Genomic DNA, 25150 nt, shown 5'->3' on the forward strand with positions numbered 1-25150 from the left:
GCGTACGATGTTAGACAGAATCCAAAGATAGAAGAAGTCGAAACTACAGCAGGGGCGTACTCCGGCGGTGCCCGCGGGCCCGGACGGCACCGGAGGGCGTACCCGAGCCGGCGGGAGAAGCACTGATGAGTCTCCAGACCCCCGACACCGACACCACCCCGTCCGGCGGCGCCGCACCGGACCCGCGCGGCGACCGGCAGGCCGCCGCCCGGTTCCGGGCCGCACTGGACGCCGAACGCCGCAGTGCGGCTCTGTACCGGGGCCTGGCGGCGGCCGCCGACCCCGACCGGCGGCAGATCTTCCTGGAACTGGCCGCCGTCGAGGAGCGGCACGCCGCGCACTGGGCCGCCAGGCTGACCGCGCTCGGCCGGCCCGTCCCCGCGCCCGGCCGGTCCGGCCTGCGCACCCGGCTGCTGACCCTGCTGGCCCGCAGGTTCTCCGTGGACACCGTGCTGCCGATGGTCGAGCGGGCCGAGCGGGCCGACGCCGGGCTCTACGAGGGCGACCCGGAGGCCACCGCCGCGATGGCCGCCGACGAGCGCTCGCACGCCCGGGTGATCACCGGGCTGCGGAAGCAGGGCGGCCGGCCCGAGCCCGCCGACGGCGGCCGCGGCATCGTACGGCGCGAGCGCTGGCACCGCAGCGACCGCTCCGGCGCGCTGCGGGCGGCGGTCTTCGGCGTCAACGACGGCCTGGTCTCCAACGCCTCGCTGGTCATGGGCTTCGCCGGATCCGGCGCCGCCGCCCGCACCGTGCTGTTCGCGGGCGTGGCCGGACTGCTGGCCGGCGCGTTCTCGATGGCGGCCGGCGAATACGTGTCGGTACGCAGCCAGCGGGAGGCGTACGAGCGCGAGATAGCCCTGGAGGCGGAGGAACTGCGCGAGGACCCGGAGTCGGAGGCCGAGGAACTCGCCCTGATCTACCGGGCCAAGGGGCTGCCGGCCGAGGACGCGCGGAACATCGCGGCGACCATCATGAAGGACCGGGACACCGCCCTGGAAACCATGGCCCGCGAGGAACTCGGCCTGGACCCGGACGAGTTGGGCTCGCCGTGGTCGGCGGCCGTCTCCAGCCTGTTCGCCTTCGCGCTCGGTGCGGTGGTGGTCGTGCTGCCGTACGTGTTCGGCAGCGGCGCCGCCGCCCTGGGCACCGCGGTCGGCCTGGCGGCCGGCGCTCTGTTCACCGTCGGCGCCGTCATCGGCCTGGTCAACGGCAAGGCCCCGCTGCGGGCCGGCGCCCGGCAGCTCCTGGTCGGCGGCGGCGCGGCGCTCGCGGTGTACGGCATCGGCCACCTGATCGGCAACGGCGCGGCCTGACCCGCGCCCGACGACACGGCGCCGCCCGCCCCGGGTGGCGCCGTCGTCATGCGTACGCGAGGGGCGCCGGTCCCCCGAACGGTTCCCCCCGGTGGCCGCGCCGCGGACCGTGCCGTGTAGTGGGCGTGAGCGGCCCCGGGTGAGGCGGGAGCGCCGCGGCCGCCTGCCCCAGGCGGACGGATCCGAGGGAGTTCTCATGAAGCACACCCGAGTTCGTGCCGCCGTCGGCGGAATCGTGCTGGCCGCCGCGGCGACCACGGCCTGCTCCACCGACAGCGGCGGATCGGCGGCCGCGCCCACCGCGTCCCCGTCCGACACCGGTACGTACGCGCCGGCCGACGTGGCGCACGAGGCCACCACCTCGCCCACCACCTCGCCCGGCGCGACCGGCACCGGTCCCAGTGCGACCGTCACGACCAAGTCGGTGCCGCTGGGTACGGTCCTCGTCAACAACAGGGGCCGGACCCTGTACGTCTTCCAGAAGGACACGACCAGCACCTCCACCTGCACCGGAACCTGCGCCGCGACCTGGCCGCCCCTGCTGACCAGCGGCAAGCCGGCGGCCACCGGCGGCGTCAAGAGCAACCTGCTGTCGACCAGCACGCGCAGCGGCGGCGCCAAGCAGGTGACCTACAACGGCCACCCGCTCTACATGTTCAGCGGCGACAAGACGGCCGGGCAGACCAACGGTCAGGGCCTCACCGCCTTCGGCGCCAAGTGGTACGTCCTGGGCACCAACGGCAAGCAGATCACCAAGACGTCGTCGTCGGCGTCGCCCACCAGCGGCACCAGCGGCGGTTACTGAACTCCTCGGGCGCTCGCGCTCCCCGGTGTTCCCGCCGTCCCCCGGCCGGCGGGGCGGGCCTCAGCAGCCGTCGCCGCCGGCCGCCGGCACCGTGTCGGGGTGCAGGCCCAGCGTCGCCCGGAGCAGGAGTTCGTACGCTCGCAGGCCCAGGGCGGGCGAGTACGAGGTGTACTCGTAGCAACCGCCCTGGTGCAGGCCGCCGATGAGGCCGACCACGTACGTCCAGGGGCTGCCGGGCAGGGCGGTCAGCCAGGGGCTGCCGCTGCTGCCGCCCACGAAGCCGTGGCAGTCGAAGGTCGGGAAGTCGCCGGTCCGGTAGACGGTGGTGGCGCAGCGCACCGGCTGGTCGCCGATCCCCGCGTTGTACGCGACGTCGGCGATCCGCTGCCCGGCCGGCGGAGCCTGGCCGAGGACGTTCGCGCCGGTCACGTCCTGGACGGCGACCGTACGCCCGCCGCGCGGGGCCTTGGCGACCTGGAGGATCGCGTAGTCGTACCGCGGGTCCTGCGAGAGCGTCCACTGCGGGTCGACGTAGGCGTGGGTCACCGTCCACACGCCGTAGGGGGTGCGGCCGGCGTCGTATCCGGGGGCGAACAGCCAGCCGGCGGCGGTGCCGGACAGGCAGTGCGCGGCGGCGAGCAGCAGGTCGTGGCGGGGGCTGGCGACGACGCTGGCGGTGCAACTGTGGGCGTGGCCGAGGCCGTCGGCGAAGAGCGGGCCGACCGTGGGCGTGCCGTCGAAGGGGGCCGCGGTGGGCGTCCCGGGCGGCGCGGGCGGATCGGCGGTGGCGGGCCCGGCCGACCAGGTCCCGAGGGCCACGAGGGCGACAGCGAGCAGCCCGGTCAGCGTCGCCCTGACGAACCTCGGCATGATGTGCGAAACCCCTCGTCGGTACGGGCGCCCGCCGACGGGCGTTGACCAGCCGTTCCTACCGGTCCCGGCGCACGGTCCGCAAGCCCCGCCGGAGCCGTGACGCGGTGCGGCAGGAACACGTACGGCCGGCCCGCGGGCACGAGGACCCGGGACCGGCCGTACGAGAGGTGTGCGGGAGCCGTGCGGTCAGGACGTGCGGTCAGGACGTGCGGTCAGGGCTCATACCGGCGGCTTCCAGACCTGGTTGGCGCCACCGTTGCAGTCCCAGATCTGCACCTGCGTGCCGTTGGTGGTGGACAGGTTGGTGTCGTCCAGGCACCGGCCGGAGTTGGGGTTGCGCAGCGAGCCGTTGGCCTGGCGCTGCCACACCTGCGCGACCGTGCCGTTGCAGGAGTAGAGGTCGACCAGGGTGCCGTTGGCGGTGCCCGCGGCCTTCACGTCCAGGCACTTGCCGGCCGCCCGGATCGTGCCGTCGGACTGCTCGGCCCAGGCCTGCCCGTTGGTGCCGTTGCAGGAGTAGACCTCGGCCTTGGTGCCGTCGGTGTTGTTGTCGCCGGCCACGTCCAGGCACAGGCCCTGGTAGCCGACGAGCGGAAGGGCGGGGGTGGCGTCGGCGGGCACGACGGTCCACAGGAAGGTCGTCACGCCCTGCGCCCCGGCCGCGTCCCGGGCGGTGACGTCCACGGTGTACGTGCCCGGCTGGCTCGGGGTGCCGGTGATCTGGCCGCCGGTGGAGATCGACGTGCCCGGGGGCAGTCCGGTGGCGCTGAACGCGGGGGTCTGGCCCGCGGTGGTGTCCTGCGCCGCGACCTGCACCGAGACGGCCGTGCCGGCCAGGCCCTCCTGGGCGCCGGGGTTGGTGACGGTCAGCGGCTTCCCGAGCTGCGCGGAGGTGACGTTCAGGGTGCCGGTCAGCGGGAGGTTCGCCGCGGAGTCGCCGACCGCGACGGTGTACGTGCCGGTGGCGGTGGTCCAGGCGTTGGCGGTGGCGTCGTAGGCGGACAGGGCGCGCTGGGTCAGCGGGAAGGTGACGGTCTGGCTGGCGCCGGGCTGGAGGGTGACCCGGGCGAAGCCCTGGAGCTGCTTGGGCGGTTCGCCGGCGGAGGCGGGCTGGCTGACGTAGAGCTGCGCCACGTCCGAGCCGGCCCGGGTGCCGGTGTTGGTGACGGTCGCGGTCACGGTGGCGGTGCCGCCGGCCGCGAGGGTGCCCACCTGGAGGTTGCTGAAGGCGAAGCCGGTGTACGACAGGCCGTACCCGAACGGGAACAGCGGGGTCAGGTGGTTGGCGTCGTACCACCGGTAGCCGACGTCCACGCCCTCGCTGTACTGCACGGTGCCGCCGCTGCCCGGCCACTGCGCGGTGGTGTGGGCGGGCACCTGGGACAGGGACGTCGGGAAGGTGACCGGCAGGTGCCCCGACGGGTTGGTGTCGCCGAACAGCAGGGACGCGATGGCGGTGCCGTCGCCCTGGCCGGAGTACCAGGCCTCCAGGACGCCCTTGACGGAGCCGGCCCAGGGCATGGTGACCGCGGAGCCGGTGTTCAGCACGACCACGGTGTTGGGGTTGGCGGCGGCGACCGCCGAGATCAGGTTGTTCTGGGCGCTGGACAGGTCGATGCCGCCCAGGTCGCTGCCCTCGGACTCGAAGTCGCTGACGAAGACGACCGCGACGTTCGCGGCGGCCGCGGCGCTGGCGGCCGAGCTGGTGCTGGAGCCGTTGTTGTACGTGACGGTGGCGCCGCTGCCGGCCCGGGCCTGGATGCCCTGCAACGGGGTGACGGTGCCGCTGGAGTTGACGGCCGCGCTGCCGCCGCCCGCGCTCTGGACGCTGGTGGAGGCGTCGGCGCCGATCACCGCGATGGACTTGGTGGCGGAAGTGAACGGCAGGACGTTGCCGCTGTTCTTCAGCAGCACCGTGCCCTCGGCGGCGAGTTGCGTCGCCGAGTTCTGGTTCGCGGTGGAGGTGGCGGTCTGCGCGGGCGATCCGCTGGGCGCCTTGTCGAACAGGCCGAACGCGAACATCTCGGTCAGCACGCGGGAGGTCATCGTGTTGAGCGTGGTCTGGCTGACCTGGCCGGAGTTGACGGCGTTGGTCAGCGCGCTGCCGTAGAAGCCGTCGTTGCCGGGCATGTCCTGGTCCAGCCCGGAGTTCGCGGAGGCCGCGGTGGAGTGCGTGGCGCCCCAGTCGGAGGTGACGAAGCCCTGGAAGCCGAACTGCTGCCGCAGCGCGGAGTTCAGCAGCGTCGGGTTCTGGCAGGCGTAGGTGCCGTTGACCGTGCTGTAGGAGCACATCACGGAGGAGGCGGCGCCCTGCTGGACCGCGTCCTGGAAGGCGGGCAGGTAGATCTCCTGCAGCGCCTTGGCGCCGATCACCGCGTTGTCCGAGGTGGTGTTGCGGTTGGTCTCCTGGTTGTACACCGCCAGGTGCTTGACCTGCGCCATCACTCCGGTGGACTGCACGCCCCGGATGTTCGCGGCACCGAGTTGGCCGTTCAGGTACGGGTCCTCGCCCACCGACTCGAACGCCCGGCCCCAGCGCGGGTCCCGGTCGATGTTGATGGTCGGGCCCAGGTCGATCGTGGTGCCCTTCGCGGCCTCCTCGGCGCCGATCAGGGCGCCGTACCGCTGCTCCGCGGCGGTGTCCCAGGTGGCGGCGAGCGCGACGGGCGCGGGCAGTTGGGTGACGCCGGTCATGCCGTCGGCGACACCCGCCGGGCCGTCCTCCAGGTTGATCGCGGGGATGCACAGTGAGCCGATCGCCGGGGTGAACCCGACGTAGCTGGACCCGCCGGAGCCGGTGGCGAGCTGCACCTTCTGCGCGGTGGTCATCTTGGCCAGCACCTGGCCGACCCGCTGCGGGATCGGCGCGGTGGAGTGCACCCAGGGACAGGCGGCCGGGACCGCCGCGCTCGCCGCGGGCGCGCCCACCGCCGCGAGCAGCCCGGAGCCGCCCGCGATCAGGGCGAGCGCGGCCATCACCGCTGTTCGCCGTCGTTTGGGCATACGGAAGCTGCGCACGATGCCTCCAGATCTGAGGCCGGCCCGGAACGTTGAACGCGCCCGGAACCGGGTGCTGGTGGGGGGAAGTCAGGTGCCCGTACACGTTTCCGGAAGGATTGAACCGGTGCCGCGGTACGCGGTCAAGGTCCGGACCAATCGAAAGTGAAAAGCGGCGAAAAGCGCGGCCGCCGGAGCCACGAGGGCGTCCGGCGGCCGCTGGGATCCAGTGGGATCAGTGCCAGGGGTTATTACCAGGGCGACCTGTCAGTTGTCGTCCGGGCACAGGTGGAGCGCCAGCACGTTCCCGCCGCTCACCGCGACGTGGACACGGCCGAGGGCGCCGGTGTCACCGCCGTTGGCGACGCGGAAGTCGGTGCCGGCGTTCTCGCCGTTGCCGAAGGCCGCGTCGTCCACCGTGAAGGTCGCGGTCTTCCAGGTGTCGGTGCCGGTCTTCTGGACCGCCGGGGTGGACTTGTAGTGGTTGCCCACGGCGTCGTACTGCAGGCTCCAGTTACCGGTGCCGTGGTCGTAGTAGTCGATCGTGACGGTGGCGTGGTACGTGCCGCCGGGCACGATCGTGTTGTTGATGTCGAAGTACTCGTACGGCGACCCGGGCGTGGTGGAGCGTCCGGACCGGCCGCCGAGGGTGACCGCGACGGTGTGGCCGTCGCCGTTGTCGCGCAGCCGCAGCCCGCACTCGGTGTCGGTGGTGCCGAGCGTGTCGCAGGCGGTGGCGGTGGCGTCCGCGGCGGGCACCGTGATCACGACCGCGCCGCCGGGCAGGCTCACCCCGGAGTCGGTGGTGAACGCGACCTTGACCGGGTGGTAGCCGGACGGGGTGCCCGCGGCCACGGCGATGGTCACCGGCACCTGGGCGGTGGCCGCGCCGGTCAGGTCCAGCGTGCCCGAGGACGGGGTGACGGTCACGCCGGGGACGTCCGAGGTGGCCGTCCAGTGCACCTTGCCGGCGTGCCCGGCGAGCTGCGAGACGCCGACCGTGCCGGGCAGGCTGGTGCCGCCGGGGGCGAGCTGGTTGCCGGTCGGGGTCAGGTAGCCGACCGCGGGGACCTCGTGGGCCCGGTACGACGGCGGGGCGTCCTGCGGCGCGGTGCCGCGGTGGGTGTTGGGCTGGGTGGACAGGTCGAACCGCAGGTTGCCGCCGTCGGTGGCGAAGGAGTCGGGCAGCGCGTTGTGGTCGTACCGCTTCCCGCCGAGCGTCATCGAGGTCACGTAGGGCGCGTCGTCCGCGGCCTTCGGGGCCTGGATGGTGATGGTGTGCCCGGTGCCGAGCTTGATCACGGCGTGCTTGACCAGCGGGCTGTTCAGGGCGATCGTCGGCGTGCCGGGGGTGGCCGGCATCATGCCGAGCGCGGCCCACACGTACTCCGAGGACAGGGCGCCGTTGTCGTCGTTGCCGGGCAGTCCGTCGGGGGCCGTGGTGAACAGCTGGGTCTCGAAGCGCCGGGTGACCTCCTGGGTCTTCCAGGGCTGGCCCACGTAGTCGTAGACCCACGGCGCGGTGGTGTCGATCTCGTTGCCGGCCCAGTCGTAGGGGGCGTTGCCACCCGCGTTGAGCTGGGAGAAGAAGTCGTCCAGCCGCGGGATCACCTTCGCCGGGCCACCCATCGCGGCCACCAGGCCGGCCAGGTCCTGCTGGACCGAGAAGTTGTACTGGGCGGCGTTGCCCTCGTCGTAGCCGTCCTGGCCGAAGGCCCCGGCCGGCGGGGTCTGGAAGCCGGGACCTGCCGGGAAGGCGCCGTTGTCGTCACGCGGGCGCAGGTAGCCGGTGCTCGGGTCGAAGATGTTCTGCCAGTTCTGGCCGCGCGCGGCGTAGGTGTCGGCGGTGGTGTGGTCGCCGATCGCCGAGGCGAGCTGGGAGATCGTGAAGTCGTCCAGCGCCCATTCCAGGGTCTCCGAGGCGCCCTGCAGGCCGTGGTCGCCCTGCGAGTTGGCGTCGTTGGGCGCGTAGCCGAGCTTGACGTAGTCCTCCACGCCGGGCCGCTCCACCCAGCCCCAGCCGACCTTCTCGGAGTGGTTGGCGGCCTTCTCCATGATCGGCAGGGCGTCGCGGATGTCCACGTCCTTGGCGCCGTAGGCGACGTACTGCGCGAACAGCGGTACGCCGTTGTCGCCGTTCATCACGTTGCCGGTCATGTTCTGCGAGGGCCACTTGGGCCACCAGCCGCCCTGCTGCTGGGCGTCGCGCAGCAGCGAGTTGGCCATGTCGCCGGCCTTGTCGGGGTAGAGCATGGTCTGCAGCGGGGCCAGCGAGCGGTAGATGTCCCAGTCGGAGAAGGTCGCGTACTGGGTGTGGCCCGCGGGCACCTGGTGCACCACGTTGTCGAAGCCGATGTAGCGGCCGTCGACGTCGTTGAACACGCTCGGCGACTGGAAGCTGTGGTACAGCGCCGTGTAGAAGGTGGTGAGTTCGTCCGCGGAGGCGCCGCCCACGTCGACCCGGCGCAGCACGTCGCGCCAGTCCTTGCGGGTCTGGTCCTGCACCTTGGCGACGTCCCAGCCGGGGATCTCGGCGGCCCGGTTGAGCGCGGCGCCGGCGGTGCTGACGTACGACATGCCGACCTTGGCCGTCACCGTGCGGTCGGAAGAGGTGTCGAAGGTCAGGTACGCGCCGGAGCCCGAGCCGCTCGCGCTGGAGGCGTCGGGGGTGACCGTGCCGCCCTGCCAGGTACCGTGCGCGGTGAACGGGCGGCTGAACACGATGTCGAAATACATCGTGTACTGGCTGTTGCTGCACAGCCCGCGCGGGGTGGTGGTGCCCGCGATCTCGTGGTCGTTGACCACGTCCACCTGCGCCTTGAGGTCGCCGCCGAGGCTGGTGCCCGACTTCACCAGCACCTGGGCCTGGCTGCCGGCCGGGTACTGGAAGGAGGCGATGCCGGTGCGCTGGGTGGCGCCGAGTTGCACCTGCACGTCGGAGTCGGTGAGGTGCACCGCGTACGAGCCGGGGGACGCGCTCTCCTCGCTGTGCGTGAAGTGCTCGGTGCGGGCGGCCGGGTCGCTGCCGACCGCGCCGGTGACCGGCAGCAGCGGGATGTCGCCGAAGGACGAGCAGCCGCCGGAGAAGTGGTCGAGGCTGAACCCGCGGATCGCGGAGTCGTCGTAGTTGTAGCCGGTCCCGCCCGAGGTGGTGTCCGGGCTGAACTGCATCATGCCGAAGGGCGCGGTCACACCGGGGAAGATGTTCTCCCAGTCCACGCCCTTCTTCGTGCCGATGAAGTTGTTCACGTAGGCCGTCGGGTCCGACACCAGCCCATCGCTGCCGGGCGCCGAGGCGGCCACCGCGGCGGCGGGGGCGGTGCCCGCGACCGCCGCGAGCACCGCGACCACGGTGCCCGCCCTGCTCCATCGGTTCCATCTTTTACGTGTTCCGCGCAGCCGGTCCGGTCTGCCGGGAAGCCGAAGCGCCATTGCGTCGCCTGACCCTTCCGTCGTCAGCTTGGAAAACAACTGGCTTGACATCGTTGTCAGCGCCTCGGGCAGTCTGGCTGTACCCACAATACGGCGTCAACCCTCGTGCAGCGCCGAAGGATTTCGCCACACGTCGGCGCAACTCAGCCGCAGCTCAGGGTCAATTCGACCGCGACTCCACCGCACTTCGACCGCACCTCGTCGGTGTCCCGACCGTGTCCCGACCGCGGTTCGATCGCAACGGGCCCGCGCCTCAGCCGGGCAGAGCCGCCGTCACCAGCCGCCGGATCGCGTCCAGGTCGACGTCCTCGGCCAGGCGCTCCTCCTCGGGCATGTCCTTGACCGCCTCCTCCACACCGAGCAGGGTGCGCATCAGCTTCGGCAGGACGGCGCGGCCGAGCAGGCCCTCGGCGAAAGCCGCGCTGTCGGCGGGGTCCATCGCGTACCGCTGCGCGACATAGCCGGCCAGTCGCTCGTAGGTGGTGGCGAAGGTGGCGTCGAAATAGGCGCCCGAAATGCCGGGCAGCCGTTCGGCCTCGGCGATGATCAGCCGGGCGGTACGGACCTGGGACTCCCACGACATCAACTGCAGGAAGCGGCCGCAGAACCGCGTCACCGCCTCCACGGGATCCTCGGCGTACGCCTCCGGGGTCCGCAGCCGGCCCAGGTACAGCTCGCGGACCAGGTCCATGACCGCGCGGAACAGCTTGTCCTTGCTCTCGAAGTGCGCGTAGAGCGACCGCTTGGAGGTGCCGGCGCGCTGCGCCACGACATCCATCGACGCGCGCTCGAAACCGCTCTGCAGGAACACGTCCTTGGCCACGAACAGGATGTGGCGGCGCAGTTCCTCGCCACGGCGCTGCTCGCCACGGCGTCGCGGCTCGGTCTCTCGGCTCATCGACTTGCATCCTCAAAAGTAAACGGTACGGTGGAGTTTACTTGGTCAGGCATTCGAGCCCCACCCATGGAGATTCCGCATGATCGTCATCACCACTCCCACCGGACACATCGGACGCCAGGTGCTCGGCCGCGTACTGGCCGGCGGAGAGCCGGTCCGGGTCGTCGTACGCGATCCCGCCCGGCTGCCGGACGCGGTCCGGGAACAGGTGGAGGTCGTCCAGGGCTCGCACGGCGATCCGCAGGTCGTCGCCCGTGCCTTCGAGGGCGCCGACGCCCTGTTCTGGCTGCTGCCGACCGATCGCCACGCCGTCAGCGTAGACGAGGCCTACGTCGGCTTCACCCGTCCCGCCGCCGAGGCGATGCGCGCCTGCGGCGTCAAGCGGGTCGTGGACGTGAGCGCGCTCGGCCGCGGCACCCCGCCTGCCGCCCGGGCCGGGCACGTGACCGCGTCGCTGGCCATGGACGACCTGATCGCCGGCACCGGCGCGGCGTTCCGGGCGCTGACCATGCCCTCGTTCATGGACAACGTGCTGCGGCAGGTCCGCGGGATCAAGACGCAGGGGGTGTTCTACGACGCCGTCTCCCCCGACCGCGCCATGCCGCTGGTCGCCACCCGCGACATCGCCGCCGTCGCGGCCCGCCTGCTGCTCGACTCCTCCTGGACCGGGCAGGAGGAGGTCCCGGTCATCGGCCCCGAGGACCTGTCCAACAACGACATGGCCGCCGTCATGACCGACGTGCTCGGCTTCCCGGTGCGGTACGAGCGGATGCCCTACCAGGCGTTCAAGGACCTGTTCACCGGCAACGGCGCCTCCGAGGCGATGGCCCGGAGCATGGTGGACATGGCGGTGGCCAAGGTCGACGGCCTGGACAACGGCGTCGTCCGCACCCCGCGGCACGCGATCGACACCCCCACCACCTTCCGGCAGTGGTGCGAGGAGGTGCTGCGGCCGGCGGTGCGGGCCGCCTGAGCCCGGGCCGGCCCGCTTCGGTCGCGTACGCGGTCCCGGCCGGACGCTGGGCGTACGTGATCGACGCCGCACGGGAGCGAGGTTGAACACTCAACAATATGGGTTAGGCTCTGGGACGGGACCGGTTCTCCTGCATCGTTCCGTCTAGAGCAAGGACATCACCATGCCTGTGCCCGCGAAGGTCGCGGTCGTCTACTACTCCTCGACCGGCACTGTGTACGAGCTCGCCCAGTCGGTGGTGGCGGGCGCGAAGAACGCCGGCGCCGAGGTGCGGCTGCTCAAGGTTCCCGAGCTCGCGCCGCAGGAGGCCATCGCCGCCAACCAGGGCTGGGCCGACCACGTCGCCGCCACCCAGGACGTGCCGGTGGCCACCACGGACGACCTCGAGTGGGCCGACGCCGTGGTCTTCGGCACCCCGACCCGGTTCGGCAACGTCGCGAGCCAGCTCAAGCAGTTCCTGGACACGCTCGGCGGCATGTGGGCCGAGGGCAAGCTCGCGGACAAGGTCTACAGCGGCTTCACCGCCACGGCCACCGCCCACGGCGGCCAGGAGTCCACGCTGCTCGCGCTGTACAACAGCTTCCACCACTTCGGCGGGATCGTCGTGGCGCCCGGCTACACCGACCCGGTCAAGTTCGCCGACGGCAACCCGTACGGCACCAGCCACGTCAACGGCAACGGCACGATCCCGGTGGACGACACCGCCCGCGCCTCCGCCGAGTTCCAGGGCAAGCGGGTGGCCACCATCGCCGCCGCCCTGCAGGCGGGCCTGGCCGCGGAGTGACCGGCCGTTGAATTCGCGTCAAAGGGTGCGGGGCCCGGCAGAAGCCGGGCCCCGCACCCTTTGACCAGCTCTTAATGTGACCTATACATGTCAGAGGTTCACGCCGTCCGGGCCCTGTGTCGTACTTGAGGGCGCTACGCGCGTTGCACGATGCCCGCTACCGTCAGGAGACAGCTCCGATGGGCGTGACCCGACGTCTGATACGCACCCTGGCCGCAGGTGCCACCACCGCGGCCCTGGCCCTCACCCCGCTGACCGCGCACGCCGCGGGCGGCACCTATTCGCTGGTGGTCCTGCCGGACCAGGGCGAGAGCGCGATCTACTCCTTCGTCAACTCGGCGACGGCGTCGATCGACGTGACGATCTACGAACTGCGCGACACCACTTTGGTCAACGACCTGGTGACCAAGGAGAAGGCAGGCGTGAAGGTCCGCGTGATCTTGGACGCCCAGCAGACCTCCGTCAACGGCTCCGCCTACAGCACGCTGTCCGCGGGCGGCGTCGGCGTGACCTACTCCTCCTCGGCCTTCGTCTACACCCACCAGAAGACGATCACCGTGGACGGCGCGAAGTCGTACATCAGCACCGGGAACTTCGACACCACCTACTACTCGACCTCGCGCGACTACGGCGTCTTCGACACCGACAGCGCCGACGTGGCCGCGATCGAGCAGGTCTTCAACGCCGACTACGCCAAGACCTCGGTGACCCCCTCGGACGGCACCGACCTGGTGTGGTCCCCCACCGACTCGCAGAGCCGGCTGCTGTCGCTGGTCAACGGCGCCCAGCACAGCCTGGACGTCGAAGAGGAGGAGTTCGGCGACACCGCGCTGGTCAACGCGATCGTCGCGGACGCGCAGCGCGGCGTGGCGGTCCGGGTGGTGGCCGAGAACGAGAGCAACTCCTACACGACCCAGCTCAACCAGGTCACCGCGGCCGGCGGCAAGGTGAAGACGTACACGAGCTCCACCGGCTACTACATCCACGCCAAGGCGATCGTGGCCGACTACGGCACCGCCATCGCCAAGGTGTTCGCCGGCTCGGAGAACTTCTCCGACAACTCCCTCAACCACAACCGCGAACTCGGCCTGATCATCAGCGATTCGGGCGTGATCGGCGGTATCGAGTCCGCGTTCGACGCCGACTTCGGCAGCAGCGCCCCGACCGGCGTGACCGTGACCGCCCCCGGCGATCGGACCACCCCGGTCGGCACCGCGGTGAGCCTGCAGATCTCCGCCTCGGACACCGCCGGCGGCACCCTGTCGTACTCGGCGACCGGGCTGCCGCCCGGCCTGTCCGTCAACTCCGGCACCGGGCTGATCTCCGGCACCCCGACCACCGCGGGGAGCTACGCGGTCACCGTGAAGGCCACCGACAGCACCGGCCCTTCCGGAACCGCGTCCTTCACCTGGACCGTCGGCTCCTCCGGCGGCACCGGCTGCACCCCGGCCCAGCTGCTCGGCAACCCCGGCTTCGAGACCGGCACCGCCGCGCCCTGGACCGCCAGCAGCGGCGTGGTCAGCAACTCCACCGGCGAGACCGCCCACTCCGGCTCCTGGAAAGCGTGGATGGACGGCTACGGCAGCACCCACACCGACACCCTGTCCCAGACGGTGACCGTGCCGAGCACCTGCACGACGTACACCGCCGGCTTCTGGCTGCACATCGACACCGCGGAGACCAGCACCTCCACGGCGTACGACACGCTCACCGCCCAGCTGCTGAACAGCTCCGGCACGGTGCTGAAGACGCTGGGCACCTACTCCAACCTCAACCACAACACCGGCTACACCCAGCACACCTTCAGCCTGTCCGGCTACGCCGGGCAGACGGTCACGCTGAAGTTCACCGGCAGCGAGGATTCCACGCTCCAGACGTCGTTCGTCATCGACGACACCTCGTTCAACGTGAGCTGACCACGTACCCCTGAGGCGTACCGCTGACGACGAGCGTGGCCGCCGGTTCCGATCGGGGAGACCGGCGGCCACGTGCCCGTCAGGCGGTACGGCTCAGGGCCTCCGTCGCGGACAGGCGGTGGACGGCGCCGCGCTCTTCTGGGGTGGCGCGGCTCGCGGCGGCGGCGCGGGACTGCGGCGCGGCCAGGGTGGTACGGGCCGCCGCCGGGGCCGGCGGATCGGCGGGGCGCTGGTCGTGCCAGTCGGTGACCGCCTGGTAGGCGGCCGCCACCTCCAGCAGCAGGTCCTCCTCGTACGGCTGGCCGCCCAGGATGGTGCCCACCGGCACCTTCGGGTTGGCGCCGACCGCCTGGAAGCCGATGGGCAGGGCCAGTTCGGGCAGGCCGATCTGGTCGAACTGGGTCGGGCCGGTCTGCAGCACCACGTCGCACTGGCCGAACACGCCGTCCAGCACCTCGCGCAGCAGCCGGGTCTTGGCGCGCTGCCCGGTCACCCACTCGTCGCCGGACAGGAACAGGCCCTGCAGCCAGGACAGCGAGGAGACCCCGAGGAGCTTGGGGTCCCGCTGGAGGAACGGCAGCATCTCCTCGGTGCGTTCGCTGAGCCGGACGTTGTTGAACACCCCGGTCATCAGGTCCCAGTCGTCCGGGTAGGTCACGTCCACCACGGTCGCGCCGGGTATCGCGGCCATGGTGGCGAGGAAGGCGCGGCGCAGGGCCAGCACGCCCGCTCCGGCGGAGGCGGCCAGGTAGTCCGGCGGCACCCCGATCCGTACCCGGCGGCGCATCACCACCTGCTTGCCGCGGCGGACCGGGAGCGCCGAGGTGATGTAGTCGGCCGGCGCCGGCAGCCCCTGGGTGCGTACGTCATTGGGGTCGGGCCCGGCCATGACCGCGAGCATGATGGCGGCGTCCAGGGCGGTACGGGCCAGCGGTCCGCTGTGGTCGCGGGTGTAGGACAGCGGGATGACCCCGTAGATCGAGGTGCGGCCCATGGTGGGCTTGAGCCCGGTCAGGTTCTGGGCGTTGGAGGGGTTGACGATGCTGCCGCCGGTCTGGGTGCCGATCGCGGAGGTCGCCAGGCGGCCGGCCACCGCGCAGCCCGGCCCGGTGGACGAGCCGCCCGGGTCCACGGTGATGTCGGTGGGCGTCCAGGCGTTGACCGTGGTGACCGTGCCGTTGGGCGTGGTCGCCCGGGTGGTGGCCAGCGGCCCCATCTGCCCCTTGCCCAGCACGATGCCGCCGGCCGCCTTCAGCCGGGCCACGGACGTCGCGTCGTAGGGCGGCACGAAGTCCTGGAAGACGAAGGAGTTCGCCGTGGTGGGCAGCCCCGCCGTGTAGTAGTTGTCCTTGATGCACAGCGGGATGCCGCCCAGCGGGCCGGTACGGCGGCGGTCCTGGGCCCGCGCGGCGGCGGTGGCGCCGTCCGCGTCGATGGCGTTGAAGGCCAGGTACACCGGTTCGTACGTGCCGATCCGGTCCAGCAGCGCGTGCACCAGGTCCAGCGAGGTCAGCTTCCCGCGGCGGATGAGCGTGACCGCCTCGGCGAGGGTCGCTTCGGTCGGGTCGGCCAGCACCTGCGGCCGTACGGCCACGTCGGGGATCTTCACCTCGGGCGCGCGGCCGGGCGCGAAGGCGGGGGCGGCCTGCGCGGCCGTGGCGGTACCGAGCAGCGGCACGCCGACGCCCGCGCCGACCCCCGCCGCCACTGTGGCCGAACCCGCCAGGAAGGCACGGCGGTTCACCTCGCGCGCGCTCATGCCCCGACCGCCTTCCCGGTCCACGCCTCGGTGATCGACGGATACTCCAGCGGCGGATACAGCATCTGGCTGAGCATCGCCGCGTTCTGCGCGGTCGCCTTGGGGTCGGCGGGCCGCCAGGTGTTGATCACGGCCGGATTCGTCCGGATGAAGCCGCGCAGCGACGACAGGACCTGGTCCTGCGTGGGCGCCCCGGTCACCGGGTCGGGCGTGGCCGGGAAGAGGGACAGGTCGATGCCGGAGATGACGAGTCGGGCCTTGATATAGGCGTTGAGCTGGTCGTCGGTGAGATTGGCTGGGCTGACTGACACCTGGGATCTCCTTAGCGCTCACGGCCGGGGGGAGAAGCCGCGCCGCCAGGATGATCAGTGGGTGTTTCGCCGGAATGACCGCGGCGTACCGTCGCCGGAGCCACCCGCTCACCGGTTCCGGCCACCGTCAACGCGCCCGTAACACAGGTGTTCGGGCGCGTGCCGGACGTTCGATGTCAGTTCTGGTAGGGGTTGCCCTGGTACGGCGCGCCCTGTCCGCCGCCCTGGCCGTACGCCTGGGGAGCGGCGGCCTGCGACTGGGCCGGCTGCGGCTGGCCCTGGGCCTGGAGGCGGAGCTGTTCGGCCTGTTCCTTGGGCAGGGCGTGCTCGGCGCCGCAGAAGGTGCACTGCGTGGAGTACTTGGTGCTGATCGGGAACAGCGGCACGAAGAAGAGCGTGAACTTCATCACCCGCTTGCGGAGCGTGTGCGCGGCCGGGTTGCCGCAGGCCCCGCACAGCAGGGTGATCATGGCCAGCCGGTACAGATAACTACGGGTACCGAAGAGGATGAGCATGGACGGGTCCCCCCTCGTCATTGGTGGCCGTCCCCGCGGGACGCCCTTGTCGAGGAGAGTGTGCCGCACCCGGCCGCGGCGGACGCGGCCGGGGGGCAGAAGTTGATCACACCGGGTCGATCACGCAGGGACCGGCGGGGCCGGGATCAGGGCCCGGGATCAGCGCAGGGATCAAGGCAGGGTCCACTGCTGATTGGCGCCGCCGGTGCAGTCCCAGATCTCCAGCTGGGTGCCGGGCGTGGTGGACCAGCCGGTGTCGTCCAGGCACTTGCCCGAGGGCGGGTTGAGCAGCGCGCCGTTCGGCTGCGGCACCCACACCTGCGCGGCGGTGCCGTTGCAGGTGTAGAGGTCCACGGTGGTGCCGTTCGCGGTGCCGGAGCCGTACACGTCCAGGCACTTGCCGAAGTCCCGGACCGTACGGTCGGCGCCCACCGTCCAGTTCTGGGCGCCGGTGCCGTTGCACGTCCACACCTGCACCGGGTTGTAGTCGGCGGTGTTCGAGGAGGCGTCGTCCACGCACAGGCCGCCGTAGCCGGTGATCCGCCCGGTGCGGTCCGCCGGGGCGACGGCCGCGTTCATCAGATCCAGCGCGCTCTGCTGCCGCGCCGCCTGCTGGGTGTCCCACGGCCCGGCCCAGTGCAGCCCGTACACGTCCAGGCTGTTGCGGTCGGCCGCGTAGGCGGTGTCCGCCTGGTGCTGGAGCCAGCCGGTGTACGGGTGGCCGGAGACCACAGCGTTCAGATCGGCCAGCCCCCGGACGAACGCACCCTTGAACGACGGCCCGTCGCCGCCGCAGTCACCGCCCTCGCACGGCTCGGTCAGCACGCCGCCCGGATTCAGGTACGTGGAGGTGGTCGCCGCGTCCGCGATCTGCCGGGCCGAGGTGAGCAACGAGCCCTGCCCGGTGGCCTGGTAGAGCGCGCTCAGCCCGCCGAGCAGCACACCCTGGTTGTACGTCCAGGTCACCCCGTTGTTGTTGGCGCAACTCGCGGTGTCCAGGCCGTCGTTGACCAGGTGCGAGCCGTTGATCATGCCGGAGGAGCTGAACCAGGACCACTCCTGCCGGGCCCGGGACAGATACGTGGTGTCGCCCGGCAGGTACAGGTGCAGCTTCGCGGTCAGCTCCAGGTACAGCTCGTTGGCGATGGCGTTCTTGTACGTCCGGTCGTTGCGCCACCACACCCCGCCGCCGCAGGTGCCGTCCCAGAAGCCCGCCATGTAATCGGCGTCGGCCCGGGCGGTGTTCAGGTACCGGCTGTCGCCCGTCAGGGCGTACGCGTCCAGCCAGGCCAGTCCCCACCAGCCGGTGTCGTCGATGTACTCGTTGGTGAAGTTGCCGCCGCCCTGGTCGGCGTAGGTGGTGGAGATCGCGTACGAGTAACTGGGCATGCCCGTCACCCGGATGTCGTCGATCAGCGCGGTCAGGGCGTTCGCGGAGTTCCACCAGCCGGTGGTGTCGAACAGGCCGGTGCCGCGGTTGTAGAACGTCATCATGCCGGTGGCGGCTGCGGTCGGCCGGCTCCAGGCGTTCCGGTTCACCCGGGCCCACGCGGTGCACGCGATCCCGGTCTGCCCGGCCGGCTGCCCGCAGGCCCGCAGGGCGCCCACGCCCTGGTTGTTCCAGTCGTCCACGTTGTACATGAGGGTGCGCCAGCCGCCGGTGCCGGCCGGCGCCGAGGTGTCGCCCAGCTTGCTGCCCGACCCCCACGTCCGGCCGCCGTCGAACGACCGGTCCAGCCAGACCTCGTCGCCGGCCCCGCCGTTGCCGGTCTCCGCCCAGCCCATGACATCGTTGTCGGACAAATGAAGGCGCAGGGTGCGGCCGGCGATGGTCGCGGTGACCGGCACGCGGTCCTGGGTGGCGAGGGCCGGGTCACGGCCGTCGCAGTAGGTGTCGCAGATCGTGGTGGCGGCGGCCGTCGCGGCTTGTCCCTTGGCCTGTTCCCTGGCATGCGGCGCGGCGGCCGCGGCCGGCGCCGATGTCGCGATCACGGCCAGCAGGGCGGCCGCTCCTGCCCATTTCGCACGTACCCGAGCCCACATCCACACGCTCACCGGCATCAGCTCCTCGGCGCTTGGCGCCATCGGGCCCGGGAGGCGCACCCCGCGGGCCGCCGCGGACAGGCGTCAGCAGGATGACGAGCGTGACGTGCTCAAGTCAATAATGCTCAAGTCACTGATGCGGGTGGGGTGCGGGAGGGACGGCTCGTACCGGCGAGGACGCGGATCAACTCGCGGTCCAGTGACGGAGTTTCTCGGGGTTGCGTACCACCCAGATCCGCCTGATCCGGTCGCCCGCGACGTCGAAGGCGAACACTGTCACGGTGACGCCGTCCTGCTCGGCCACCAGACCGGGCTGACCGTTGACCGTACGCTCCAGGAACGTCATGTCGGCGGGCCTGCGGCGGGCGATCTCGATCCAGGCGTGCGCGATCCGCTCGCCGCCTGCGATGGGGTGCGGGAAGGTCGTGGCGAGTCCGCCACCGTCGGCGACCGCTATGGCATCGGGGTCGAGCAGGCCGATGAGGGCGTCGATGTCCTTGGCTTCCCACGCCTGCTTGAAGTCCCTGACGACGCCGGCGCGTCGGTCCGCCGGAGTCGCGGTGGAGGGCCGCGCGGCCCGGACCCGGCGGCGGCCCGAGGAGGCCAGCTGGCGACACGCCGCCGGAGTACGGCCGACGATCGCGGCCACCTCGGCGAAGGAGTGGCAGAAGACGTCGTGGAGGACGAAGGCCACGCGTTCGGCCGGGGTCATCGATTCGAGCACGACCAGGAAGGCCAGACTCACCGACTCGTCCAGGGTGACCCGGTCGGCCGGGTCGGCGGTGGTGCCGTCCGGCCGCCCGGTGCTCCACTGCGTGCTTTCGGGCAGCGGCTCGGGGAGCCATTCGCCCACGTAGATCTCCCGCCGGACCCGGGCGGAGCCGAGCAGGTTGAGGCAGATGCGGCCGGCGACCGTCGTCAGCCAGGCGCCGGGGGACGCGATGGCGTCCCGCTGCCGCGGCGACATGGCGTACCAGCGGGCGTAGGTCTCCTGGACGGCGTCCTCGGCCTCGGCCAGGGAGCCCAACAGCCGGTAGGCGACATTGATCAGCCGACGCCGCTCGCTCATGATCGCGTCGAGGCCCGGATCGAGCCGGCCCCGCGCTGGATCAGCAGTGTCCGGCCCGGATCGGGTGGTCATGGTGCCGACGGCTCCCTCGGTCGCTTCTGCCCTCACCTGTTCGACACAACAGCGCACCCGAATGTGAGGCCGGTGCATCGCCTCACATTCCGGAGGGCTGCGCTGTCGAACCGCTGGGACCAACACATCATCCAGCGGACAGGAAGCTCGCAGACATCATGACGACCTCAATGCCGGCCACACCCTCACCCTTCGCCGACCCGGCGCCCGGGCAGCGCCTGGAACGGGCGGCCACCGCGCTGGCCGCGCACGGCTTCACCGTGGAAATCCTCGACGACGCCGCAGCCGCGCGTACCCGCATTCAGGATCTGATACCGGAGGGCGCCGAAGTCTTCACCGCGGCCAGCGAGACCCTCCGCCTGTCCGGCATCGACGAGGACATCAACGCCGGCGGACGGTACCGGGCCATCAAGCCACGCGTCCTGGCCATGGACCGCGTCACCGGCGCCGACGACATCCGGCGGCTGCTGGCCGGCCCCGACGTCATCGTGGGCAGCGTCGCCGCGCTCACCGAGACCGGCTCCCTCGTGATCGCCTCGGGCAGCGGAAGCCAGTTGCCCGGCTACGCCGGCGGCGCCGCCCGCGCGATCTGGGTCGTCGGCGCGCAGAAGGTGGTGCCCGACCTGGACACGGCGCTGCGGCGGGTCGAAGAGCACTGCCTGCCCCTGGAAAGCGCCCGCACCCAGGAGGCCTACGGGTGGGACAGCGCCGTCAACCGCCTGCTCGTCCTCAACGCGGAACACCGCCCCGGACGCGGCACCGTCCTGCTGCTCCGCGAAGCGATCGGGTTCTGAACCACGGGAAGTCCTCCGCGGCCGCTCCCCCGCCGGCAGGCGTCCCGCCGACGTGCGCGACGGCCAGGCGTCTGCCGGCGTCCGGGGGCAGGGGCCGTTGGCCGACCCGTCGCCGATCAGCTTCCGTTGTCGAGGAGTTGCGGCGCGTGAGCCGAGAGGAACGAGTCCACCTCCGCTCGGGCGGGCGGGGCAAGGGAACCGAGAATGCGCGGCTCAACAGCCCCCAGGGCGAGCCAGATCTCGGCGATCGATTCGCCGGCGGTCGCCACCAGGACTTCGTCCTCGTCCGTGGAACACGCGATCCGGGCCAGCGCGTCGACGACCGCCGGGGCGGGGTAGCGGCCAAGGTAGCCGGCCGCGTCGTCCCGCTCGTCGGCGCGTGCGCCGGTATCCAGCAGGATGTCCACCAGCAGCCTCGCCCTCGGATCCGTCACGGCAACGAAGCGTAGTCCGGGGGAATATGGTCGGTCTCCGACCGCTCGGCTTCCTGGCCTGTGCGCGGATCGACGCACGTGCGTGACGCGTGGACCTTCCCGAGGAGAGGAACGCCGATATGAAGGACATGTCACCCGAGGACCCGCCGCGAACCGCCGAGGACTGGCGGGGCTATCTCGCCGAGTACGGCAGGCTCTACGTGGCGACCGCCAATGAGTACCAGTACGAGAACCTGACCGCCGAGCAGATCGAGAGCGGCTGGCTCGGCGCCGGGCCCGCGGGCGAGCAGACCATCGCGGCCGCCGAGCAGCGCCTGGGCATCCGTTTCCCGCCGAGCCTGCGGGCCTTCCTGTCCGTCACCGACGGCTGGCAGGGGCTCGGCGCGTGGGTAGCGGGGGTCAGTCCGTGCGCCGGGATCGACTGGATGCGGAACATCGAGGACGGCATGGACCTGATCAACCTCTACGCAGCGGCGAACGAGGGGGACGACGGCGGCCCCGAGGAGCTGCTGACCCTGTTCCGGCGCGCCCTGTTGATCGCCGGCGGCGAGGAGGATTTCTGGCTGCTCGATCCCGCCCAGCCCGGTCCGGACGGCGAGTGGACCGCCTACGAGTTCCAGCCCAAGTACGGCGAGGCCGACGAGTACCCGAGCTTCGCCGAGCTGTTCCACGCGAGCAAGGAATTGATGACCGCCGAGGATTGAGGCATGCGGCCTCACAACTCCTCAGGGTGAGCCCCAGCTTGGTTTGTCGACCAACAGCCCGATGAAGCCCCGATGATCGAGCCCAGAAAGCATCAGCTCGCCCGGGATCGGTCGTGACCCGCACGGGGCATTGCCGCCCGAGTCCACTGGACAAGGCGGTCAAGAACCGCCAACACGACTTCTTGGCGCTGAGGAGGAAGAAAGGGCCACGTCAGCCATGCCGGCGCGGAGAGCAATACGACCACCAACAGAGGCAGCAGGAACAAGACAACGAGAAAAGGGCGCGACAGCCACACGGGCATGATGAGTCAACCTCCAGGACTTCCCCGGAAAGGGAACCGTGCTGGACGGCGACGCAAACTGGGCACCCCAGGCGCACGCGCGCATGGGATCTCCGGCGAGAGCCGACATCCAAAGACCGCTCGAATCGTACCCTCAACGTCAGCTGCACAACCGTGAGTTCAAGCACTACGGGGTCCGACGTCTTCTACCGCATCCCGGCGGTGAGGGCGCCCACGAAAAGGGCGGATGGAGCGCGAGAGAAGCAGGTTCCATCGCAACCAGTTGGCCGGGCGGCCACTTCGGCGGCAACCTGGACGCCCTGGCCGACTGCCTGCGCGGCACCTTCGGCTACACCCCTCCTGCGCCCTGACATCGGACGGCCGGCCGTACTACCTGTTCGCCGAAGTGCTCGATGTCGCGGCCGAGGGCGGGATGCGCGTCACCCTGGCGTGGCCCGGGAAGCGCCCCAGCCGCGCGAGCGGCGTGCGACGAGTCACCGGGGATCGGGGGCGGCCTGCCGCAGGGAGAGGGTCAGCCTGCGCCGCACTTGGTCGATGTCGGTGGCGACGACGGTGACCTCATCACCGACCCGCACGACTTCTTCAGGGGTGTTCACGCTCTCCCATGTGAGTTCGCGGAGATGGACCAGTCCCTCGATGCCGTCGGCGACCTGGACGAAGGCGCCGAACGGGACCAGCTTGGTGACCTGTCCCGCCAGCCTCTGCCCCACCGCGGTGCGGTCCGCGAACGTCTGGAAGGGGTCCGGCTGCGTCGCCCGCAGGGACAGTCGGGCCTCCATGTTCGATGTGTCGAACTGGAGGAACTCACATGAGACGCGCTGACCGATGTGGACGACGTCCGAAGCTGCTTCGAAGCGCCGCCAGGACAGCTCGGGCATGGTGATCAGCCCGACTCCGGGGAAGTCCGGGTGGTCGGGCCCGTCGTCCAGTGCCACGAACACGCCGAAGGATTCGATTGCCGCGACCGTGCCGGAGAGCAGTTGGCCGGACTGCAGTGATTCCAGGAACGCCCGGAGCTCCGGGTTATCGGACCGTTCTTCCATGCTGTCCAGCTTGTCACGGGGTTGTCGGCTCCTGATCCCGGGCAGAGGTGGGGGCAGCCGGAGGCTGGATCCGCTGGAGCATGTTCTGGATGACCGGGAGCGGCAGCGACGAGTGCCCGGCGGCGGTTTCCGCGGTGTCGGGGTCGCGCAACAGCCGGACCATCACCCGGGCAGGCAGCCCAGGGTGTACGGAAGCCGCGCGGCGCACGCGCTCGTGCGGGTCGTCGAGCAGCCGCACGGCCGACGCGGGTGTCAGCCGGTGGTCGGTGGCGGCCCGGTGGCGCACTTCCGCGTTCTCGTCCCGGCTGTAACGCTCGACCATTTCCGGCGTCGATTCCGGGTCGTCCAAGACGAGTCGGCGCATCCGCGGATTCGGGTCGTCGGCGTATCGGAGCAGGTCGCGGCGGGGGAAGTGGGGATGACCGTGCGGGCGGTCGGGGAAGGTGAGGCTGCCGGTCCACCACAGCCACACCCGGAGCAGCATGTCGGCGGGGGCGTCGTCGCAGGATTCGGCGAGGAAGAGCTGTACAACTCGGTCTTCGTCACGGGCCAGGCGTTCTACGACGTCCGGCGGCAGGTGTCGGGCGCGGGCGACGCTTCTGCGTACGAGGGGGTGGGAGGAGGCGGCCAGGCGGCGCATGGCGTCGGCGTCTTCGTGCAGCGCCACGACCCAGGCGAGCGAGGAGTGGTGAATCCCCGGATCGAAGGAGATGCGGATGCCTGCCCGTTGTTCCTCGGTGAGATCGGGACGCTTGGACACCTCGAAACGGACGTGCTCATCGCGATCCTGAGCAAGGAGAAGTACCAGATCCAGGTCCAGGTACGGGTTGGCCGCGAGGGAACGGCGCTGGGTGCAGGCGCCGTGCCGGGCCAGGTGTTCGGCAAGGCCGCGTTCCAGGCGGCGGGTTTCCACCGCGTGGTCGGTGAATTCCTCGGAGTCGAACACCGATCGCGGCATCGGGTGATCCAGGTGGTACGCGAGCAGCGCCTCGACGCGGACCTTGCCGTCGGGGTCGCCGAGAAGCTCGTTCTGCGCCCGGCTGTCCAGGTGCGGCCACGCCCTCCCACAGGCCATGGCACGTACGGACGGATCGGCGTCGGCAGTCAGGGCGGTGAGGAGGGGGACGGGCAGCCCGGGAAAGCGAGCAACCTCCTGGCGGATCCCTACGGAGGGATCCGCGGCGAGCTGCTCGTAGGCGGCGTCGGTGAATTCGGCGCGCCGGTCCGCCGCGTGCATGGTGAGGACCCAGCGGTGCCGGGCGTCCTGCTCACCCAGGATCAGGCGAGTCCACTGATCGGGCGTGATGTCCGGCTGGACTTCGGCCAGCAACTGCCGCACTTTCCAGTCCGGGTGGACCATCGCTGCCTCGACGACCGCAGCCGGCAGGTGGCGCCACAGGAGATGGTGTGACAGGCCCAGGAGGCCGGCGCGCAGGTCGTCCGGTGTGGCACGGTTGCGTACCAGCCCGTGCGCCCACGACTGGCCCAGTTGCTTCGAGGGCGCCGGTCCTTGTACCAGGGATTCCCAAGCAGCTGCGCGTTCCTCGGGCGTCTCCTGTGCCGCCGCCCGCGCGGCTGCCTCCTGCCGCTGTGCAATGCGGTCCAACACGATGAGCCGGATCTCGCGTTCCTCGACGGTCACCCCGATCAGGGCGCTCCCGTCCGTGGAGACCGTGACGAACTCCGCATGCTCCGGCTGCTGCTTCAGAACGCCGGCGAGATCCCACGGATCGGTGAGCCTCACCCTCGTCCAGTTCCGGGGTGCGCCGGCCGTCCAATGGCCGGCTACGTCGATCAGGAACACGCCGTCCTCACCGAGGATCCCGCTGCCGGCTGCCAGCCGGTGCCACTGCGCGTTGAGCTCGGTGCCCAGGTCGGGCAGATCTTCCGGCACTGCCACAGTGGGTACGGCTTCACCCGGGATCACCATGCGCCAAGCGGCTTTGGGTGGCAGGACCTCCTCGGCCCGCCGGTCCCCCACGACTTCCAACCCGGCACGCTGCAGCAGCTCTACGAGCCTGTCCCTCCTATGTGTCACGGCAACCAATCCTGCCCGAGCCGGCCCCGGAAGGTCTGCGGCGGGCACAGTGAATCCGACGACGAGGGTCCT

Annotated in this window: 19 protein-coding genes and 1 pseudogene; 7 read left to right on the forward strand and 13 right to left on the reverse strand. The window is 71.1% G+C overall.

Annotation, left to right across the window (positions count from 1 at the left end):
- Positions 1 to 125: 125 nt before the first annotated feature.
- Positions 126 to 1316, forward strand: coding sequence for a VIT1/CCC1 transporter family protein (locus ITX44_RS29675; RefSeq protein ID WP_205360895.1), 1191 nt, complete (start codon positions 126 to 128; stop codon positions 1314 to 1316).
- Between the two features lie 196 nt (positions 1317 to 1512).
- Positions 1513 to 2121, forward strand: coding sequence for a COG4315 family predicted lipoprotein (locus ITX44_RS29680; protein ID WP_205360896.1), 609 nt, complete (start codon positions 1513 to 1515; stop codon positions 2119 to 2121).
- Between the two features lie 60 nt (positions 2122 to 2181).
- Here ITX44_RS29680 and ITX44_RS29685 read toward each other — a convergent pair whose 3' ends face one another.
- From ITX44_RS29685 to ITX44_RS29700, 4 genes are all read right to left on the reverse strand, one after another.
- Positions 2182 to 2991 (reverse strand): trypsin-like serine peptidase, encoded by an 810-nt coding sequence (locus ITX44_RS29685; protein WP_205360897.1) that lies wholly within the window; start codon positions 2989 to 2991, stop codon positions 2182 to 2184.
- Positions 2992 to 3213: 222 nt separating this feature from the next.
- Positions 3214 to 6012 carry a glycoside hydrolase family 3 C-terminal domain-containing protein gene (locus ITX44_RS29690; RefSeq protein WP_205360898.1) on the reverse strand — a complete coding sequence of 933 codons (2799 nt, stop codon included), beginning with the start codon at positions 6010 to 6012 and terminating at the stop codon, positions 3214 to 3216.
- A 246-nt stretch (positions 6013 to 6258) separates the two neighbouring features.
- On the reverse strand, positions 6259 to 9342 hold the full coding sequence (locus ITX44_RS29695; RefSeq protein WP_307795553.1) for a GH92 family glycosyl hydrolase: 3084 nt from the start codon (positions 9340 to 9342) through the stop codon (positions 6259 to 6261).
- 334 nt (positions 9343 to 9676) lie between these two features.
- Entirely contained in the window at positions 9677 to 10321 is a 645-nt protein-coding gene (locus ITX44_RS29700; RefSeq protein ID WP_205360900.1) for a TetR/AcrR family transcriptional regulator, read from the reverse strand.
- A gap of 79 nt (positions 10322 to 10400) precedes the next feature.
- Between ITX44_RS29700 and ITX44_RS29705 the strand changes: the two genes are divergently transcribed.
- The 3 genes from ITX44_RS29705 (at position 10401) to ITX44_RS41665 (ending at position 13994) form a co-directional block, all read left to right on the forward strand.
- Positions 10401 to 11294 (forward strand): NAD(P)H-binding protein, encoded by an 894-nt coding sequence (locus tag ITX44_RS29705; protein ID WP_205360902.1) that lies wholly within the window; start codon positions 10401 to 10403, stop codon positions 11292 to 11294.
- 163 nt (positions 11295 to 11457) lie between these two features.
- A complete protein-coding gene (gene wrbA / locus ITX44_RS29710) occupies positions 11458 to 12078 on the forward strand; it encodes an NAD(P)H:quinone oxidoreductase (protein ID WP_205360903.1) in 621 nt (206 codons plus the stop codon).
- 179 nt (positions 12079 to 12257) lie between these two features.
- Positions 12258 to 13994 (forward strand): phospholipase D-like domain-containing protein, encoded by a 1737-nt coding sequence (locus ITX44_RS41665; RefSeq protein ID WP_205360905.1) that lies wholly within the window; start codon positions 12258 to 12260, stop codon positions 13992 to 13994.
- Positions 13995 to 14073: 79 nt separating this feature from the next.
- Here ITX44_RS41665 and ITX44_RS29720 read toward each other — a convergent pair whose 3' ends face one another.
- The 6 genes and pseudogenes from ITX44_RS29720 to sigJ form a co-directional block, all read right to left on the reverse strand.
- The gene (locus ITX44_RS29720; RefSeq protein ID WP_205360907.1) at positions 14074 to 15753 is read right to left on the reverse strand and encodes an amidase; all 1680 of its coding nucleotides are present in this window, start codon (positions 15751 to 15753) and stop codon (positions 14074 to 14076) included.
- Complete coding sequence (locus ITX44_RS29725; RefSeq protein ID WP_205360909.1) at positions 15750 to 16064, reverse strand: hypothetical protein; 315 nt, start codon at positions 16062 to 16064, stop codon at positions 15750 to 15752. The genes ITX44_RS29720 and ITX44_RS29725 overlap by 4 nt, the downstream gene beginning before the upstream one ends.
- Before the next feature lie 176 nt (positions 16065 to 16240).
- Complete coding sequence (locus ITX44_RS29730; RefSeq protein ID WP_236061951.1) at positions 16241 to 16600, reverse strand: zinc ribbon domain-containing protein; 360 nt, start codon at positions 16598 to 16600, stop codon at positions 16241 to 16243.
- Positions 16601 to 16750: 150 nt separating this feature from the next.
- Positions 16751 to 17158, reverse strand: a complete 408-nt coding sequence (locus tag ITX44_RS41670) for a ricin-type beta-trefoil lectin domain protein (RefSeq protein ID WP_236061970.1) — start codon at positions 17156 to 17158, stop codon at positions 16751 to 16753.
- A pseudogene (locus tag ITX44_RS29735) lies at positions 17147 to 18622 on the reverse strand (glycoside hydrolase family 76 protein); the annotation flags it as partial. The gene ITX44_RS41670 and the pseudogene ITX44_RS29735, both read right to left, overlap by 12 nt.
- Before the next feature lie 184 nt (positions 18623 to 18806).
- Complete coding sequence (sigJ, locus tag ITX44_RS29740) at positions 18807 to 19763, reverse strand: RNA polymerase sigma factor SigJ (protein ID WP_205360911.1); 957 nt, start codon at positions 19761 to 19763, stop codon at positions 18807 to 18809.
- Between the two features lie 158 nt (positions 19764 to 19921).
- Here sigJ and ITX44_RS29745 point away from each other — a divergent pair, with 158 nt between their 5' ends.
- On the forward strand, positions 19922 to 20557 hold the full coding sequence (locus ITX44_RS29745; RefSeq protein WP_205360913.1) for an LUD domain-containing protein: 636 nt from the start codon (positions 19922 to 19924) through the stop codon (positions 20555 to 20557).
- A gap of 116 nt (positions 20558 to 20673) precedes the next feature.
- On the opposite strand, the gene ITX44_RS29750 is transcribed toward ITX44_RS29745, so the two are convergent.
- The gene (locus ITX44_RS29750; protein WP_205360915.1) at positions 20674 to 20991 is read right to left on the reverse strand and encodes a hypothetical protein; all 318 of its coding nucleotides are present in this window, start codon (positions 20989 to 20991) and stop codon (positions 20674 to 20676) included.
- Between the two features lie 119 nt (positions 20992 to 21110).
- Between ITX44_RS29750 and ITX44_RS29755 the strand changes: the two genes are divergently transcribed.
- On the forward strand, positions 21111 to 21695 hold the full coding sequence (locus ITX44_RS29755) for an SMI1/KNR4 family protein (protein ID WP_205360917.1): 585 nt from the start codon (positions 21111 to 21113) through the stop codon (positions 21693 to 21695).
- A 775-nt stretch (positions 21696 to 22470) separates the two neighbouring features.
- Here ITX44_RS29755 and ITX44_RS29765 read toward each other — a convergent pair.
- Positions 22471 to 23040: a S1 RNA-binding domain-containing protein gene (locus ITX44_RS29765; protein ID WP_205360919.1), complete on the reverse strand. Its 570-nt coding sequence runs from the start codon at positions 23038 to 23040 to the stop codon at positions 22471 to 22473.
- A gap of 13 nt (positions 23041 to 23053) precedes the next feature.
- Complete coding sequence (locus ITX44_RS29770; RefSeq protein WP_307795554.1) at positions 23054 to 25126, reverse strand: PE-PGRS family protein; 2073 nt, start codon at positions 25124 to 25126, stop codon at positions 23054 to 23056.
- Between the last annotated feature and the right edge of the window lie 24 nt (positions 25127 to 25150).

Source organism: Actinacidiphila acididurans (genome assembly GCF_016918855.1).
GTDB classification, from domain to species: domain Bacteria; phylum Actinomycetota; class Actinomycetes; order Streptomycetales; family Streptomycetaceae; genus Actinacidiphila; species Actinacidiphila acididurans.

What these genes read in the sequence shown, in the direction of transcription:
- ITX44_RS29675 (WP_205360895.1), top strand. Translation starts at nt 126, where the DNA reads ATGAGTCTCCAGACCCCCGACACCGACACCACCCCGTCCGGCGGCGCC.
- ITX44_RS29680 (WP_205360896.1), top strand. Translation starts at nt 1,513, where the DNA reads ATGAAGCACACCCGAGTTCGTGCCGCCGTCGGCGGAATCGTGCTGGCC.
- ITX44_RS29685 (WP_205360897.1), bottom strand. Translation starts at nt 2,991, where the DNA reads ATGCCGAGGTTCGTCAGGGCGACGCTGACCGGGCTGCTCGCTGTCGCC.
- ITX44_RS29700 (WP_205360900.1), bottom strand. Translation starts at nt 10,321, where the DNA reads ATGAGCCGAGAGACCGAGCCGCGACGCCGTGGCGAGCAGCGCCGTGGC.
- ITX44_RS29705 (WP_205360902.1), top strand. Translation starts at nt 10,401, where the DNA reads ATGATCGTCATCACCACTCCCACCGGACACATCGGACGCCAGGTGCTC.
- wrbA (WP_205360903.1), top strand. Translation starts at nt 11,458, where the DNA reads ATGCCTGTGCCCGCGAAGGTCGCGGTCGTCTACTACTCCTCGACCGGC.
- ITX44_RS41665 (WP_205360905.1), top strand. Translation starts at nt 12,258, where the DNA reads ATGGGCGTGACCCGACGTCTGATACGCACCCTGGCCGCAGGTGCCACC.
- ITX44_RS29720 (WP_205360907.1), bottom strand. Translation starts at nt 15,753, where the DNA reads ATGAGCGCGCGCGAGGTGAACCGCCGTGCCTTCCTGGCGGGTTCGGCC.
- ITX44_RS29730 (WP_236061951.1), bottom strand. Translation starts at nt 16,600, where the DNA reads ATGACGAGGGGGGACCCGTCCATGCTCATCCTCTTCGGTACCCGTAGT.
- ITX44_RS41670 (WP_236061970.1), bottom strand. Translation starts at nt 17,158, where the DNA reads ATGAACGCGGCCGTCGCCCCGGCGGACCGCACCGGGCGGATCACCGGC.
- sigJ (WP_205360911.1), bottom strand. Translation starts at nt 19,763, where the DNA reads ATGACCACCCGATCCGGGCCGGACACTGCTGATCCAGCGCGGGGCCGG.
- ITX44_RS29745 (WP_205360913.1), top strand. Translation starts at nt 19,922, where the DNA reads ATGACGACCTCAATGCCGGCCACACCCTCACCCTTCGCCGACCCGGCG.
- ITX44_RS29755 (WP_205360917.1), top strand. Translation starts at nt 21,111, where the DNA reads ATGAAGGACATGTCACCCGAGGACCCGCCGCGAACCGCCGAGGACTGG.
- ITX44_RS29765 (WP_205360919.1), bottom strand. Translation starts at nt 23,040, where the DNA reads ATGGAAGAACGGTCCGATAACCCGGAGCTCCGGGCGTTCCTGGAATCA.